At 34.8% G+C, this 15,512-nt stretch carries 16 protein-coding genes and 5 pseudogenes; 17 read left to right on the top strand and 4 right to left on the bottom strand.

Annotation, left to right across the window (positions count from 1 at the left end; genetic code table 11):
* The first annotated feature begins 82 nt into the window (after positions 1 to 82).
* From VK90_RS19255 to VK90_RS29000, 12 genes and pseudogenes are all read left to right on the top strand, one after another.
* On the top strand, positions 83 to 1,228 hold the full coding sequence (locus VK90_RS19255) for an acyl-CoA dehydrogenase (protein ID WP_048374481.1): 1,146 nt from the start codon (positions 83 to 85) through the stop codon (positions 1,226 to 1,228).
* A gap of 15 nt (positions 1,229 to 1,243) precedes the next feature.
* The gene (locus VK90_RS19250; RefSeq protein WP_002172029.1) at positions 1,244 to 2,581 is read left to right on the top strand and encodes an acetyl-CoA carboxylase biotin carboxylase subunit; all 1,338 of its coding nucleotides are present in this window, start codon (positions 1,244 to 1,246) and stop codon (positions 2,579 to 2,581) included.
* Positions 2,582 to 2,607: 26 nt separating this feature from the next.
* Positions 2,608 to 2,823 (top strand): acetyl-CoA carboxylase biotin carboxyl carrier protein subunit, encoded by a 216-nt coding sequence (locus VK90_RS19245; protein WP_001987345.1) that lies wholly within the window; start codon positions 2,608 to 2,610, stop codon positions 2,821 to 2,823.
* Between the two features lie 21 nt (positions 2,824 to 2,844).
* A complete protein-coding gene (mvaB, locus tag VK90_RS19240) occupies positions 2,845 to 3,756 on the top strand; it encodes a hydroxymethylglutaryl-CoA lyase (RefSeq protein ID WP_048374479.1) in 912 nt (303 codons plus the stop codon).
* A gap of 4 nt (positions 3,757 to 3,760) precedes the next feature.
* Positions 3,761 to 4,549, top strand: a complete 789-nt coding sequence (locus VK90_RS19235; protein ID WP_002172031.1) for an enoyl-CoA hydratase — start codon at positions 3,761 to 3,763, stop codon at positions 4,547 to 4,549.
* 2 nt (positions 4,550 to 4,551) lie between these two features.
* Positions 4,552 to 6,093 carry an acyl-CoA carboxylase subunit beta gene (locus VK90_RS19230; RefSeq protein WP_048374477.1) on the top strand — a complete coding sequence of 514 codons (1,542 nt, stop codon included), beginning with the start codon at positions 4,552 to 4,554 and terminating at the stop codon, positions 6,091 to 6,093.
* Positions 6,094 to 6,142: 49 nt separating this feature from the next.
* Positions 6,143 to 8,083 (top strand): AMP-binding protein, encoded by a 1,941-nt coding sequence (locus VK90_RS19225; RefSeq protein WP_048374475.1) that lies wholly within the window; start codon positions 6,143 to 6,145, stop codon positions 8,081 to 8,083.
* Between the two features lie 66 nt (positions 8,084 to 8,149).
* A pseudogene (locus VK90_RS19220) lies at positions 8,150 to 8,341 on the top strand (hypothetical protein); the annotation flags it as partial.
* A gap of 124 nt (positions 8,342 to 8,465) precedes the next feature.
* A complete protein-coding gene (locus tag VK90_RS19215; RefSeq protein ID WP_048374474.1) occupies positions 8,466 to 8,996 on the top strand; it encodes a GNAT family N-acetyltransferase in 531 nt (176 codons plus the stop codon).
* 57 nt (positions 8,997 to 9,053) lie between these two features.
* Positions 9,054 to 9,614, top strand: coding sequence for a hypothetical protein (locus tag VK90_RS19210; RefSeq protein ID WP_048374573.1), 561 nt, complete (start codon positions 9,054 to 9,056; stop codon positions 9,612 to 9,614).
* A complete protein-coding gene (locus VK90_RS19205; protein WP_048374472.1) occupies positions 9,607 to 10,371 on the top strand; it encodes an alpha/beta hydrolase in 765 nt (254 codons plus the stop codon). Before VK90_RS19210 ends, VK90_RS19205 begins: the two co-directional genes overlap by 8 nt.
* Positions 10,349 to 10,495 (top strand): annotated as a pseudogene (locus tag VK90_RS29000) (DinB family protein); the annotation flags it as partial. The gene VK90_RS19205 and the pseudogene VK90_RS29000, both read left to right, overlap by 23 nt.
* A 72-nt stretch (positions 10,496 to 10,567) precedes the next feature.
* On the opposite strand, the pseudogene VK90_RS28995 reads toward VK90_RS29000, so the two are convergent.
* Positions 10,568 to 10,723: pseudogene (locus tag VK90_RS28995) on the bottom strand (tyrosine-type recombinase/integrase); the annotation flags it as partial.
* Between VK90_RS28995 and VK90_RS30800 the strand changes: the two are divergent.
* The 4 genes and pseudogenes from VK90_RS30800 to VK90_RS19190 form a co-directional block, all read left to right on the top strand.
* Positions 10,707 to 10,784 (top strand): annotated as a pseudogene (locus VK90_RS30800) (DUF3954 domain-containing protein); the annotation flags it as partial. The pseudogenes VK90_RS28995 and VK90_RS30800 sit on opposite strands and share 17 nt — an antisense overlap.
* A gap of 25 nt (positions 10,785 to 10,809) precedes the next feature.
* Positions 10,810 to 11,061: a hypothetical protein gene (locus tag VK90_RS19200; protein WP_048374471.1), complete on the top strand. Its 252-nt coding sequence runs from the start codon at positions 10,810 to 10,812 to the stop codon at positions 11,059 to 11,061.
* 19 nt (positions 11,062 to 11,080) lie between these two features.
* Positions 11,081 to 11,536: pseudogene (locus VK90_RS29930) on the top strand (nucleoside triphosphate pyrophosphohydrolase family protein).
* A gap of 211 nt (positions 11,537 to 11,747) precedes the next feature.
* The gene (locus VK90_RS19190) at positions 11,748 to 11,933 is read left to right on the top strand and encodes a hypothetical protein (RefSeq protein WP_048374469.1); all 186 of its coding nucleotides are present in this window, start codon (positions 11,748 to 11,750) and stop codon (positions 11,931 to 11,933) included.
* A gap of 39 nt (positions 11,934 to 11,972) precedes the next feature.
* Here VK90_RS19190 and VK90_RS19185 read toward each other — a convergent pair whose 3' ends face one another.
* Together VK90_RS19185 and VK90_RS19180 are read right to left on the bottom strand one after the other, a co-directional pair.
* Positions 11,973 to 12,329 carry a hypothetical protein gene (locus VK90_RS19185; protein ID WP_048374467.1) on the bottom strand — a complete coding sequence of 119 codons (357 nt, stop codon included), beginning with the start codon at positions 12,327 to 12,329 and terminating at the stop codon, positions 11,973 to 11,975.
* A 951-nt stretch (positions 12,330 to 13,280) separates the two neighbouring features.
* Entirely contained in the window at positions 13,281 to 13,880 is a 600-nt protein-coding gene (locus tag VK90_RS19180; protein ID WP_048374465.1) for an undecaprenyl-diphosphatase, read from the bottom strand.
* 893 nt (positions 13,881 to 14,773) lie between these two features.
* Here VK90_RS19180 and VK90_RS30295 point away from each other — a divergent pair.
* Positions 14,774 to 14,914 carry a hypothetical protein gene (locus tag VK90_RS30295; RefSeq protein WP_197088218.1) on the top strand — a complete coding sequence of 47 codons (141 nt, stop codon included), beginning with the start codon at positions 14,774 to 14,776 and terminating at the stop codon, positions 14,912 to 14,914.
* A 192-nt stretch (positions 14,915 to 15,106) separates the two neighbouring features.
* Here VK90_RS30295 and VK90_RS19170 read toward each other — a convergent pair whose 3' ends face one another.
* Positions 15,107 to 15,397, bottom strand: a complete 291-nt coding sequence (locus tag VK90_RS19170) for a hypothetical protein (protein ID WP_048374461.1) — start codon at positions 15,395 to 15,397, stop codon at positions 15,107 to 15,109.
* Between the last annotated feature and the right edge of the window lie 115 nt (positions 15,398 to 15,512).

The raw sequence follows: 15,512 nt of genomic DNA, 5'->3' as shown, positions 1-15,512 counted from the left end.
TTTTGTCTTTTAAGTAGTAATGTTTGTAGTACAAACTCGCACGCTGTCGAAACTCAATATTCGATAAGGGGTGTGTAGCGGAATGGAATTTACTCTAACTCGCGAAAAACAAATGATTAAAGAAATGGTACGTGACTTTGCTGAAAAGGAAATCGCACCGAAGGCTGTATATTATGACAAAACTGCGGAATTTCCATATGAAACATTTCAAAAAATGGGCGAACTAGGATTATTAGGCATCCCATTCCCAGAAGAGTATGGAGGTTCAGGTGGCGATACAGTATCGTACGCGTTAGCAGTTGAAGAAATTGGTCGTGCTTGTGGTGGGACAGGTTTAAGCTACGCTGCAACAATTTCATTAGGAGCTTCTCCAATTTATTATTTCGGTACAGAAGAACAAAAGCAAAAGTATTTAGTTCCAATGGCATCAGGTAAAACATTAGGTGCTTTCGGATTAACGGAGCCAAACGCTGGATCTGATGCAGGAGGCACACAGACGAAAGCAATTTTAGATGGCGATGAATATGTAATTAGTGGCGAAAAGTGTTGGATTACAAATGCAGAGTATGCAAATACAATCATTGTAACCGCTATCAATGGTGTTGAAGAGAATGGTAAAAAACGTATTTCTGCATTCATTGTACCGACTACTAGTGAAGGATTAACGATTTCAAGTCCTTACGATAAGATGGGCGTTCGCGCTTCTAATACTTGTGAAATCATACTTGATGGTGTGCGTGTACCGAAAGAAAATATACTTGGTGATGTAAACAAAGGATTTAAACAATTCTTATATACACTTGATGGAGGGCGTATTTCAATTGCAGCATTAGCAGTAGGTATTGCACAATCAGCATTTGAACGTGCACTGCAATATGCGAAAGAACGTCAACAATTTGGAAAAACAATTTCTAATTTCCAAGCGATTCAATTTAAATTGGCTGATATGGCGACTGAAGTGGAATTAGCGCGTAATTTAGTACATAAAGCAGCTTGGTTAAAAGATAATGATAAACCTTTCGGTAAAGAAGCGGCTATGGCAAAACTGTTTGCCTCTGAAGCAGCAAGTCGTATAGCGAATCAAGCAGTACAGATTCATGGTGGATATGGCTATATGCGTGAATATGAAGTTGAACGTCATATTCGTGATGCAAAACTATTAGAAATTGGTGAAGGAACTTCTGAAATTCAACGTCTCGTAATCGCAAGACATTTAGGATGTAGATAAAAAGGAGGGATCACTATGTTTCAAAAAATATTAATTGCTAATCGCGGGGAAATCGCAGTTCGTATTATGAAAACTTGTCAAAAACTTGGGATTCGTACCGTTGCTATTTATTCTGAGGCAGATGAAAATGCCCTTCATGTGAAAATGGCAAATGAGGCTTACTTAGTAGGTGGGCCACGTGTCCAAGAAAGCTATTTAAATCTTGAAAAAATTATTGAAATAGCAAAGAAGACAAATGCTGAAGCAATCCATCCAGGATACGGATTATTATCAGAGAATCCATCTTTTCCGATTCGCTGTAAAGAAGAAGGAATCGTATTTATCGGTCCTTCAGAAGAAATCATTACGAAGATGGGAAGTAAAATTGAATCACGTATAGCAATGCAAGCAGCAGATGTACCAGTAGTTCCAGGTATTACTACAAATATTGAAACTGCTGAAGAAGCAATTGAAATTGCAAAACAAATTGGTTATCCATTAATGCTTAAGGCATCCGCGGGCGGCGGAGGCATTGGAATGCAGTTGATGGAAACTGAGCAAACGCTCACCAAAGCATTTGAAAGTAATAAAACAAGAGCACAAAACTTCTTTGGTAACGGAGAAATGTATTTAGAGCGCTATATAGCAGATGCACACCATATTGAAATTCAGCTTTTAGCAGATACACATGGTAATACTGTGTATTTATGGGAACGCGAATGTTCAGTACAGCGCCGGAATCAAAAGGTAATTGAAGAAGCACCTTCACCATTTTTAGATGAAGGTACACGAAAAGCTATGGGAGAAGTTGCTGTACAAGCTGCTAAAGCACTTGGTTATACAAATGCAGGTACAGTTGAGTTTCTTGTAGATGATCAGAAAAACTTCTATTTCTTAGAGATGAATACGAGATTACAAGTAGAACATCCAGTTACGGAAGAAATTACTGGTTTAGACCTTGTTGAACAACAACTCCTTATTGCATGCGGTGAAAAGCTATCATTTACACAGGATGATGTAAAACGTAGTGGTCATGCCATTGAGGCCCGTATTTATGCAGAGGATCCGAAAACATTCTTCCCGTCACCAGGGAAAATTACAGATTTAACGTTACCGACAAGTGTACGTATTGATCACTTTTTAGAGAATAATGTAACAATTACACCTTTCTATGATCCAATGATTGCAAAAGTCATTGCTCATGGTGAAACTCGTGAAGAGGCAATTTCAAAATTAGAAAATGCTCTAGAAGAGTTAAAAGTAGAAGGTATTAAAACAAATACACCAATGCTACTGCAAGTATTGGAAGACGATGTGTTCAAAAGTGGTATTTATACAACGGGTTTTGTAACGAAACAACTTGTTAAAAAATAAGGTTTATGAATATTAAGGGGGAAAAAATGATGACGAAAGTATATGCATCGATGGCAGGAAATGTTTGGAAGATAGTTGTAGGAGTAGGAGATACAGTAGAGGAAGAGCAGGATGTCGTCATTTTGGAATCTATGAAAATGGAAATTCCAATCATTTCAGAAGAAGCTGGAACGGTTATGAAAATAAACGTACAAGAAGGCGATTTTGTAAATGAAGGAGATGTATTACTAGAAATTGAATAGGGAGATATAGGGGGAAGCGAATTGAAACTACCTAATTTTGCTGTCATTAAAGAAGTAGGGCCACGTGATGGCTTACAGAATGAAAAAAAGATTGTTGGCACAAAAGATAAAGTAAAATGGATTCAACTACTTACAGAAGCGGGATTGTCGTACGTTGAAGTTTCCTCATTCGTTCACCCTAAATGGGTTCCTGCATTAGCTGATGCAAGTGATGTATTTTCTGAGCTAAAAAGGGATCCAAATGTTACATATGCAGCGCTTGTTCCAAATCAAAATGGTTTGGAACGAGCTTTTTTGCAAAATGTAGATGAGGTGAATGTTTTTTTATCAGCAAGTGAATCTCATAATAAAAGTAATATTAATAAATCAATCAAGGAAGCATTAGCTGTGATCGAAGATTTAACGAAACAAGCAATGTTTGAAGGGAAAAAAGTAAGAGGATATGTTTCTACTGTTTTTGGCTGTCCTTATGAAGGGGATATAAGTGTAGAAGCTGTTGATGAATTATGTAATCAACTATTTTCATATGGCATTTATGAAATCTCTCTTGGTGACACGATTGGTGTAGCAAATCCGTTACAAGTAGAGCAAGTGTTAGATCATTTATTAAAGAAGTATGATGCTGCGCAGTTTGCAATGCATTTTCATAATACGTATGGAATGGCACTTGCAAATGTAGTTAAGTCTTTAGAATATGGTATTACAACGTTTGATAGTTCTTGTGGTGGACTTGGAGGCTGTCCTTATGCACCAGGAGCATCGGGTAATGTTGCAACTGATGACTTAGTACATATGCTCCATAAGTTGGGGGTCCAAACAAATATAGATGAAGAAAAGTTATTGAGGGCTAGTCAATTTATTCAAAGTAAATTAAATATCCAATTACCGAGTCATGTGTATAGAGCGCTTCAACATAAAACGATAAGTAGGTGAGAAGATGCTACAATTACAAAACATATCAGTTGACTATGTTACACCGCACGTTGTAAAGATTTCGTTAAATCGTGAAAGACAAGCAAACTCATTATCTTTAGCATTATTAGATGAATTACAAACTATATTAACTCAAATAAACGAAGAAGCGAATACACGCGTAGTTATTTTAACAGGGGCTGGTGAAAAAGCGTTTTGTGCTGGTGCTGATTTAAAAGAACGCGCTGGCATGAATGAAGAACAAGTTCGCCATGCTGTTGGTATGATTCGTTCTACTATGGAGATGGTTGAACAATTACCACAGCCTGTAATTGCCGCTATAAATGGAATCGCTCTTGGTGGTGGTACTGAATTAAGCTTAGCTTGTGATTTTAGAATGGCTTCTGACTCCGCAAGCCTTGGTCTTACTGAAACTTCACTTGCAATTATACCAGGAGCAGGTGGTACGCAGCGCTTGCCAAGATTAATAGGGGTAGGTAGAGCGAAAGAGTTAATTTATACAGGAAGACGTATTTCGGCGCAAGAAGCGAAAGAATATGGTTTAGTAGAATTCGTCGTACCAGCTGATTTACTAGAGGAGAAAGCAATTGAAATTGCAGAGCGAATTGCTAGTAATGGTCCAATTGCTGTTCGATTAGCAAAAGAGGCAATTTCAAATGGTATTCAAGTAGATTTACATACCGGATTACAAATGGAAAAACAAGCGTATGAGGGTGTAATCCATACGAAAGATAGATTAGAAGGATTACAGGCATTTAAGGAAAAACGCAAGCCTATGTATAAGGGGGAGTAAATATGTTAGACCAAAAACAACAATCTAATTCATTTGAGGAACGAGTTGAAATAATTAAGCAAGGCGGAGCACCGAAATATCATGAACAAAACAAAGCAAAGGGAAAACTTTTTGTTCGCGATCGTTTAGCTCTTTTATTTGATAATGGCGAATATGTGGAAGATGCATTATTTGCAAATTGTGAACAAACAGGACTACCAGCTGATGGTGTTGTAACTGCGACTGGTAAAATACATGGTCGTACTGCGTGTGTAATGGCAAATGATTCAACAGTTAAGGCCGGATCATGGGGATCACGTACAGTTGAAAAGATTTTACGTATTCAAGAAACGGCTGAGAAGTTACGCGTGCCGTTATTTTATTTAGTTGACTCTGCTGGGGCACGTATTACAGATCAAGTTGAAATGTTCCCTGGACGCCGCGGTGCAGGAAGAATCTTTTATAATCAAGTGAAATTATCAGGTAAAGTTCCACAAATTTGCTTACTATTTGGACCTTCAGCAGCTGGTGGTGCGTATATTCCAGCATTTTGTGATGTTGTTATGATGGTTGAAGGAAATGCATCTATGTATTTAGGGTCTCCTCGTATGGCTGAAATGGTTATCGGTGAGAAGGTAACTTTAGAAGAAATGGGCGGAGCACGTATGCATTGCTCAGTATCAGGATGCGGAGATGTTTTATGTAAAACAGAAGAAGATGCAATTACTCAAGCAAGACAATATATTTCATATTTTCCAAGTAACTATTTAGAAAAGACTCCTTTGATTACACCTCAAGAACCGAAACAGTTCGATAAAACGTTAGAAGAAATCATTCCAGAAAATCAAAATGCTCCTTTCAATATGAAAGATCTTATTAATAGAATTATTGATGAAGGCTCTTTCTTTGAAGTGAAAAAATTATTCGCTCAAGAACTAATTACAGGTTTAGCACGCATCGATGGTAAGCCTATCGGCATTATTGCAAATCAACCGCGTATGAAGGGCGGCGTTTTATTCCACGATTCCGCTGATAAAGCAGCGAAGTTTATTAATTTATGTGATGCATATCATATTCCATTATTATTCCTTGCAGATGTACCTGGATTTATGATTGGTACAAAAGTAGAACGTGCTGGTATTATTCGTCACGGTGCAAAAATGATCTCTGCAATGAGTGAAGCAACTGTACCGAAAATTTCTATCGTTGTTCGTAAAGCATATGGCGCTGGTTTATATGCAATGGCAGGTCCAGCCTTTGAACCAGATTGCTGCTTAGCATTACCGACAGCTTCTATTGCAGTAATGGGTCCAGAAGCAGCGGTCAATGCTGTATATGCAAATAAAATTGCAGCTTTACCAGAAGAAGAACGTGCAAGCTTCATTGCTGAAAAACGTGAAGAGTATAAGAAAGATATTGATATTTATCATTTAGCATCAGAGATGGTGATTGATGGTATTGTTCATCCAAACAATTTACGTGAAGAGTTAAAAGGACGATTCGAAATGTATATGAGTAAATATCAAGTGTTCACGGATCGCAAACATCCTGTATATCCAGTTTAAAAGCCCTATTTAGGGCTTTCTTGCTCAAAAAGTCAAGGAGGGGAAAACATTGAAACAAGCAGTTTGGTTTCCAACAGAAGAATATAAAGAAAAAACGCGTTTATTTAGTTGGATGAAATCATTAGGCTATGAAGATTACGAAGCTTTTTATAATAAGTCGATTGAAGAAACAGCGTGGTTTTGGGGAGAAGCTGAGAAAGCGGTTGGCTATCAGTGGATGAAACAATATACAGAAGTATTAGATTTAGAAAATGGTACACCTTTTGCACAGTGGTATAATGGGGGAACTTGTAATGTAGTAGAATCTGCTTTATCTCGCTGGCTTGCTGATGATGAAACGAAAACACAGCCAGCACTTATGTATGAAGGAGAAGATGGAACAACGAAATCATTTACGTATGAAGAGCTTGATAGCTGGGTAAGCCGTGTTGCGAATGGCTTAAAACATGTAGGTATTGAGAAAGGCGATCGTGTAACAATTTATATGCCGATGATTCCTGAAACAGTTGTTGCTATGCTAGCTGTAATGAAAATTGGAGCGATTATTTCGCCAATATTTTCAGGATTTGCTGCTGATGCAGTTATGACTCGCGTACAAGCAGCTGGTTCAAAAATGATTATTACTGCAGATGGATTTTCACGTCGTGGGAAAATTGTTTCTTTAAAAGAAGAAGTAGATAAAGCTTGTGAACATTGCCCAACAGTTGAAAAGGTTGTAATTGTTCGTCATGCAGGAAATGATTTTACACCGCATAACTATGATTTTTCATGGAGTACGTTAGAAAAAGAAAAACCATTCACACATGCTGAAGAAATGCATAGTGATGATCCGTTAATGCTCATTTATACATCAGGAACGACTGGAAAACCGAAAGGAACGGTACACACGCATGCTGGTTTCCCACTAAAGTCTGCATTTGATGCGGGATTTGGTATGAATATAAAACAAGGCGACCGGGTATTATGGGTAACCGATATGGGCTGGATGATGGGGCCATTTTTATTATTCGGTTCTCTTATTAATGGAGCAACGATGGTTATGTACGAAGGCGTTCCAGATTTCCCAGAAGCAGACCGCTTATGGGAGACAGTCGATAAATATAAAATTACTCATCTCGGTATTTCACCAACATTAATCCGTGCGTTAATGTCAAAAGGTGATGAGTATGCAAATAAACACTCGTTAAAGAGTTTAGAAGTATTCGCATCAACAGGAGAGCCTTGGAATCCAGATCCATGGATGTGGCTGTTTGAAACGGTTGGAAAAGGGAAAGTCCCAATCTGTAACTATTCAGGTGGAACTGAAATTTCTGGTGGGATTTTTGGGAATGTCCTAATTAAGCCGATTGCACCGATTAGTTTTAATGCATCTTTACCAGGAATGGCAGCGGTTGTACTCGATGACCAAGGTAAACCGATTCGTGATGAAGTTGGAGAATTATGTTTAGAAAAACCTTGGGTGGGTATGACGAAAAGTTTCTGGGAAGATGATGAGCGTTATGTAAACACATATTGGTCACGTTTTGAAAATAAATGGGTGCATGGTGACTGGGTCATTTATGACGGTGAACAATATATCATAACAGGACGTTCAGATGATACGCTAAATATTGCTGGAAAACGTATTGGACCTGCTGAATATGAATCTATTCTTGTGAAACATAATGATGTAATAGAAGCAGCAGCAATTGGTGTCCCTGACGAAGTGAAAGGTGAGGTTTGTCATTGCTTCGTAGTATTGCGAGACGGTGTAATCTTCTCGAGAGAATTAAAGAAAGAATTAATGAGCTTAGTAAACTCTCATATTGGAAAAGCATTATGCCCTAAAGATATTCACGTTGTAGAAGATTTACCAAAAACTCGTAATTCCAAAGTTATGAGACGTGTTATTAAAGCTGCATACTTAGGAAAAGAATTAGGAGACTTATCGTCACTTGTAAATCCTGAAGTGGTTCAGTTTATTCAGGGGTTACAGTCTAGCAAACTATAAAATTAAAAATATAAAAACTGACCTCTAACAATTAGAGGTCAGTTTTTATATTTTTCTCGCTTTGCAATTAATACAGAAGGACGTACTTATGTAGGTACTGTTTCTTCGGTAACTTGTGATGTCGTGAAGCTTGCTGCTATTCCTGGTTCAGTTGCAGCAATTATATCTGTATGTAAAATTGAAGCAATTATACCACCTGTTACAACTGTTACTGCTGAGTTTGATTTAAATGGTGTTGACGTAGCAAATAAAGCATAATTATGCTTTATTTGTGTAAAGCCATTCTTGTGAATGGCTTTTTATTTTGTGCAAAAGAGAATATATTTTTCATATAGAAATAAGTTTTAGGGTATATAGAAGGGTGTACGAAAGGAGAATAGGAATGATTAAACTAGAAAACTTTACAAGAAATGATTTTAAGCAATTAATAAATTGGATCGATTCCAAAGAATTTTTAATACAATGGTCAGGAAATGCATTTACATATCCATTAAATGAACAGCAATTAGAAAGATATATCGAAAGTGCTAATTGTGAGAATTCAAATACGTTCGTTTTTAAAGTAATAGATGAAGAAACTAAAAACGTTATTGGGCACATTTCGCTTGGACAAATAGACAATGTAAATAAGTCTGCCAGAATTGGAAAAGTATTGGTTGGTGATACAAATATGAGAGGACGTTCTATAGGGAAGCAAATGATGAGAGCTGTACTATATATTGCATTTAATGAATTAAAACTGCATCGAGTTACACTTGGTGTTTTTGATTTTAATACTTCAGCCATTACATGTTATGAAAAAATAGGGTTTGTAAAAGAAGGATTATTAAGAGATGCGAGAAAAGTAGGAGATACGTATTGGAATTTATGGGAAATGAGTATGTTAGAATATGAATGGAACAATAATCAATAATAGTATTTTATAATTATATTATGTTAACAACAATGAAAAGGGTATGGTGTGAAAATTATGAATGAGAAAACAAAGGTAATTACAATTGCAGCTGTTTCAGGGGGTGGGAAAACAACAATTACAGAAAGATTAACTCAGGATTTAAAAAATTCAAAAGCTCTATATTTTGATAGTTATAAGTTTAATAACTGCCCGGCTGAAATTTGTAAATGGATAGATGATGGTGCCGATTATGATGAATGGGTACTAACACCATTGATTACTGATATTCAGCAACTCCTAGAAAATAGTAATATAGACTATCTTATTGTAGATTATCCGTTTGCCTACTTAAATAGTAGCATGCGGGATTTAATTGATGTAACTATTTATGTTGACACTCCTTTAGATATTGCGATGGCTAGACGGATTATAAGGGACTTTAAAGATGAACCAATTATTGAACTGCATAAAGATTTGAAGCATTATATAACGCATGCGAGAAAAGCTTATTTAGAGGCAAGTAATACTGTTAAGCCAAATTCGGATATCGTTTTAGATGGTTCATTATCTGTAAGTGAAATAATTGATCGAATAGTAGAGGAACTTAATCGAAGAGAAGTGATTGTGAATGGTTAAGTGTATAGAGGAATATGTAAAAGTTGATGACTTTAAAATATATACGAAAATATTCCAAGGAGAGAAGCTGCAGCCTGTTATTATAATGGAAGCAGGTTATGGTGATTATTCAAAGGCATGGGATCATATTGCGGAAGGACTGACTGAATATGGGACGGTACTTACATATGATCGAGCTGGATTGGGGAAAAGTGGGAAGAGTTCCAAGCAACGTATTAGTTCTGAAATGGTAAAAGAATTAAGAGATTGCTTAAAGCAATCACAACTTAAGCCACCCTATATTTTTGTAGGACATTCCTTTGGGGGGATAAATGTACGTTTATTTACGGCTTTTTATCCTGAAGATACGATGGGAGTAGTTTTAGTTGATTCGACACCAGAAAATTATAAAGAGGATTTTTTGCCAATAATGTCTTTTGAATTTCAAGAAGCTTACTATAAGCAATTTATATATGAAAGCCCATACGAAGAGTTCATGTATAGTTTAGGTGAAGCAGGTAAACATTGTAAGTCAATGAGAGATATTCCACTTGTCGTGTTAGCTGCAGGTAAAAAAGCTTTTTATTCGCAAGATGCACAAATGAAATGGTTACAATTGCAAGAAGAATTATTACAATTATCAACCAATAATAAATTTATAATTGCAGAAAATAGTGGTCACCATATTCAAAAAGATGAGCCACATTATGTAATAGATGCTGTAAAGTGGATAATAGATATGGAGAGTGATAAATGTGCTAGTTTTATTTCGGTATAATTGGCAAGTAAGAGAGGATTGGTTTAAGTGGTGTGAGCAACTTACTGAGGAAGAATTGCTTCGCAAACGTGTTGGTGGTGTAGGGAGTATTTTAGAAACACTATTTCATATAGTATGCATTAAGTCAAACAAACCTTGGTAATACAAGACTTGTTTGACTTATTTTTATAAAATGCAAACATTTTGCAAACATGAGTTATCCAAAGATACTTTTACCGAAGTTTTTAACAGCTTCTTCCTGCATATTCGGTAAAACATGAGAATAAATACTTAATGTCATTGAAATGTCTGTATGACCTAATCTTTCACTGATAACTTTAGGGTTAACTCCTTGTTTCAATAGTAAAGTTGCGGTTTGGGTTAATGGGAAAGTTGATCGCGTGGATACTAAGTTTACTGAAAAGATAAAATAATCATTTTTAGAAGGTAGGTTCGCTTATGAGCGTAGCAAGAAATCATGAAGCGATGAAGGAATCATGTTTGAAAATATACATCGCTTTAGAAGAAGCTAACTTCATTTGGGATGAAAGGGACGTTATACGTTTTCGTGAAATGTGGAGTCAAGGTATGAGTTTACCGAAGATGGCAAAAGCGTTGAGGAGACACCAAGCAGAGGTGGCACTCCTTGTAATAGATCAGGCTGATAAGTATATGATTGAAAATCGTCCAATAGGATTAGGGATTTGCTAAATAGGAAGGGGAAATCAAAATGAAAGAAATGGAAAACGGTGTATATGCAGCAACTAAATTAATCAGTAAATCAAAGGGAGGACAAGCTGTAATGAATATCAATCAAATTTGTGAATTAGATCAATATCAAGAAGCGGCATTACGTACATGGAATACAAATAACGATTTCGGTGGACGTGTTTTAAATGCAGCATTAGGGCTTACGGGGAAAGCTGGCGAGGTTGCTGATATTGTAAAAAAAGCTATTTTTCATGGTCATGGTTTTGATCCGGCTCATTGTCCAGGAGAAGAAGAAGGAAATACTCATAAAATCGCTTTAGAGTTAGGGGATATCTTGTACTACATTTCAATCATGTCTCATGAAATTGGATATACCTTATAAGATATTGCTCAAATGAACATTGCCAAACTAGCAAAAAGGTATCCAAATGGATTTAGTAGGGAATCCAGTCAAAAACGTGTTGATGTGAAATAAAAAAAGGCTAGGATTTCTCCTAGCATCATGGAATAAAAACTTCATAAAGGATTGCGTGTAGAACGTTTGTCGCACCTTTAATAAATAACAAGTTCAGGACAAAAGGTGAGAATGACAGCAATCTTTACAAGTATTTTACGAGACATTCATATGTTTAAAGTTTTTGATAAATATTAAAATTTGAATTTTGTATAAAAACGAGGGATGAGAGATGGGCAAATGGGAAGCGCAAGACGGATTGTATAAATTCGTAATAGTAGAGAATGATGGGCATTTTGATCTTACAGTTGATAGTCCATTCAACGATGAGCGGTTATGGTTTCCTTCTTATCGAATGGCTAGAAATCACTTGAAAAAGGAATACGGTTTTGAGGGCAGAATGAAAAAAGTTTTATAACAAAAGCGTTATTTCAAATGAAATAGCAGCAAACAATAGTTATCTGCCACAAAATTTATCGTAAGAATTCTCTTTGACTTTGTAGTGTTTACGAGGGTATACAGTAGCAGAGAGCTTTTTGTCAGTATGACCTGCAACATGTCCATTTATATAAATCTCACAGTAAGTATGCTCCGTTGGAAGAATAATTTCATCAATTACAATATCAATATTTTTTTCTTTTTTAAAATGTTTAATAGTTTCTTTTTTAGCTAATTCTTCTGTTTTATGCCATACATTTTGATTAAATTCTGTTGGCATACTACTGTGATTTACGATGTAATACGTCAATATAATTAGAAGCAAAATATTAATAATACAAGATATTAATAAAGGATGTAATAAGATTTTTTTCATTTAAGTTCACCTTTTAAATTTGTTTAATTGTTTGGGTTTCTATAATAACACTTTCTATGCAGTGATTACAGAACGAATTTTACTATTGTGTGACGATAGCCTAATGATTTTGTAAGGATGATACAAAAAGTGATCAAATGAATTTTTAATAAAATAGTTATTTAGTTACAAATGAATAGAGCACACAAATATGTGTGCTCTTAGAAAAATAGGTGATCTAAGTGGAGTGTCTCATGAAACTTTAAAAATTGTAATCAGATTTTCATGAGTAAATTTTTAATATTGTATGCCTTACTTGGATTTATGGAGCCTGTCATTAAAGAAAATGGTCAAGTGGGATCTAGAAGTAATTTAAACAAAATCCTTATTTTGGAGAAAGAGGATTATTTGAGATGAGTTTCAGCTAGCCCCGAACATAGCAACAATAATGGAAAAGATGGGGTAGAAAATACTTACAAGTATAAAAATAATAATAGCAAAATTCCTCTCTATACCTTTTGGAGCAAAAATAATTAAAATCAGTGATACAAATATTAAATAATTTAGATTACTATCAGATCTATAAAAATTGAAAAGTACGATAAGAGTTAACAAAACTGAAATGAAACTAAAATATTTTCTCATTACGTTATCCTTTTTTGAAAAAATGAATTATACAGATTAAATCATAATTAAAGTGAATTGAAGTGGAATTTTAACAAACTCTCTATTTTTTATTAAAAACTGCCCTTGTTGAAGGGGCAACAAGGGCAGGACAGACATATGGATTTGCAAGGGGTAATCTGCAAAATCTTATAAAATTGTAACATTAATATATACCTAGAGTAGTTACAAAAATGTAACAAAATCGTTATTTAATAATAAAGAGCGCTTTTTAAAGCGCTCAATGACCTAGACAATATTGAAAAAGAATACTCAATAATATATGTAATCTTTTAGTGTGTTCCATAATCAAAAGTTGTTCGATTTGTTTTTGGATGGTATTACATTTTGCTCTATTTTTTCATAAAGATTAAGTAATTGTTTGATAAATGTAATTTTCGGTGTTAACCAATACGAAAATAGTGCTGAAATAATTCCTATTAGAGCCCCTGTTACGACATCGAAAGGATAATGAACTCCTACCCAGATACGAGAAATAGCTACACAAAATGCAAGTACAAGCCATAACCACCCAGTCTTTTTACGAACAAGCCAAAATGAAAAACAAATTGAAAAAAATAGAATCGTATGGTCGCTAGGAAATGAATTATCTACTGCATGATCGACAAGTTTATTAACATTAGGTAATACTGCAAATGGTTGATAATTCAAATGCAAATTCCCTGCTAATTTTCCAATTATTTCAGCAGTTACGAAAGCAACCATTGCTTGAATAATCATCATTTTGTTTTTTCTAGATTGAGTAAACCAATAAGCCATAATAATTAAACCTAAAAAATACACCATATATTCCGCCAAAAATACCATAGTTGAGTTTAGGGATGAATATTGCTTCCCTAAATCATTGATAGCTCGAAAAGCATCAATATTTAATTGAGAAAAAGACATTTTTAAATCGCTCCTTATTGTGTGTCTATAACTTTATTATGTGAAAATTTTTTTAACTGAGGCTTAACGGTTTCTTAATTAATTCTTAGTTATTTCTTAACAATTCTTGTTTGTGTATAAGGAAAATTATAGTAAAGAGTTTATAGTGAAAAAATTGATTTTAGTGACATTAGTATTACAAAACTGTAAGGATTAGCTCATTAAAGATTTTTTATAAAATAGTTATTTAATAAAAAAAGCAGGTAGCTTTCGCTAGGCTGCTTTGCTCCATACGGGAGTTCTCGTTATGTAATTTAGATAAAGATACTAGCTATTAAAAATATAGCACCTATCAAAATTAGAAAATCAAATAAAATTAAGAACTGGTTTTTCTGTGGCTTTCGAAATTCCCTTATTAAGCTAAAAACTGCACTCATTCCGAAACAAATGTATAACAAAATCATTATTGTTTCTGACATCATTAACACTCCTAATATATTAATAATTTAATTATATAACGAAAAACATATATATGTAACTTTTTAACAAAATCCTTATTTTTTATAAAAAAAATTGCCCTTGCATTCTAGGGCGCAAGGGCAGAATAGACATATGGATTTGCAAGGGGTAATCTGCAAAATCTTATAAATTGTAACATGTATATAAACCTAAAGTGGTTACGGAAAAGTAACAAAATCGTTATTTTGTACAACAAGGTAGTCAGCGCAATTAACTAACTGCTTGTTGAAAAAGAAGCCCCGCAGGAAATGCTACAGGGCTTCAGGTTGAGTTATGTCGTACTCACAAGTGATTTTAACATGAATTTTGCGGTGAATAAGCTGGTAAATGTGTCCAAGTAGTTTGGAGCTATTATTTTAAACAAAAACGCTATTTTAGTAGAAAGGAGAATGGATATGGAACGAATTGAAGCTGCGGAAGAATTACTTGAGGATATGAAGGAATGCTTTTTGACTGGGACATCTTTAAGGGTTGAAGCAAATGATTTTAATCTCGTATCTTGGCTGATAAAAGAAGTGAAGCGTAAAACTAAATAAAAATTTCATTTTGTCACAAATAAAAAAGCAGCTAGCTAAAGCTAACTGCTCGGCTGGATCTCCAAGGGGGAATGGAGAAAGGCTAGGGACTTCATTAAATGAGTTCTGGCTATCGCCTATCTGCATTATTGACGGAATATTGAGTTTTATTTAGATGAATAGAATGAATATATGTATAAATTTTAAACTGAATTAGATAAAGAATAACATAGTTGCAGCGTAGCAAGATACAACTGAAATGATAGAAAACATGGTTTTAAGTTTTCGGCGTTCTTGTTTATTCTCGGTAGCAAACGAAATATATTTTCGTATTCCAAATGCTAATATCCAAACGCCAAATGTTAATCCAAATATCCCAACAAAAAACTGAGGATTTGGAAATGAAGTATGATTCGTAGCAGATAAAAGTACAGTTTTAATGGATAAATAACAAAATGTTGTTAAAAGAGAGCAATATATGATAGCGATAATCCATTTATTCATAATAGTTACCTCCTTTTATAAAATGGTAAATTATATAAGTTGAAAATATTATATCATGAAGAACTTTTAATTGTATGTAATGAAAAAACTCAACAAAATAATCCTTTGCGCGACA

The sequence above is a fragment of the Bacillus sp. LK2 genome, assembly GCF_001043575.1.
GTDB classification, from domain to species: Bacteria; Bacillota; Bacilli; order Bacillales; family Bacillaceae_G; genus Bacillus_A; species Bacillus_A paramycoides.
Note: the sequence above shows the minus strand (reverse complement) of the source record. Positions and strands in the feature narration are given on the sequence as shown.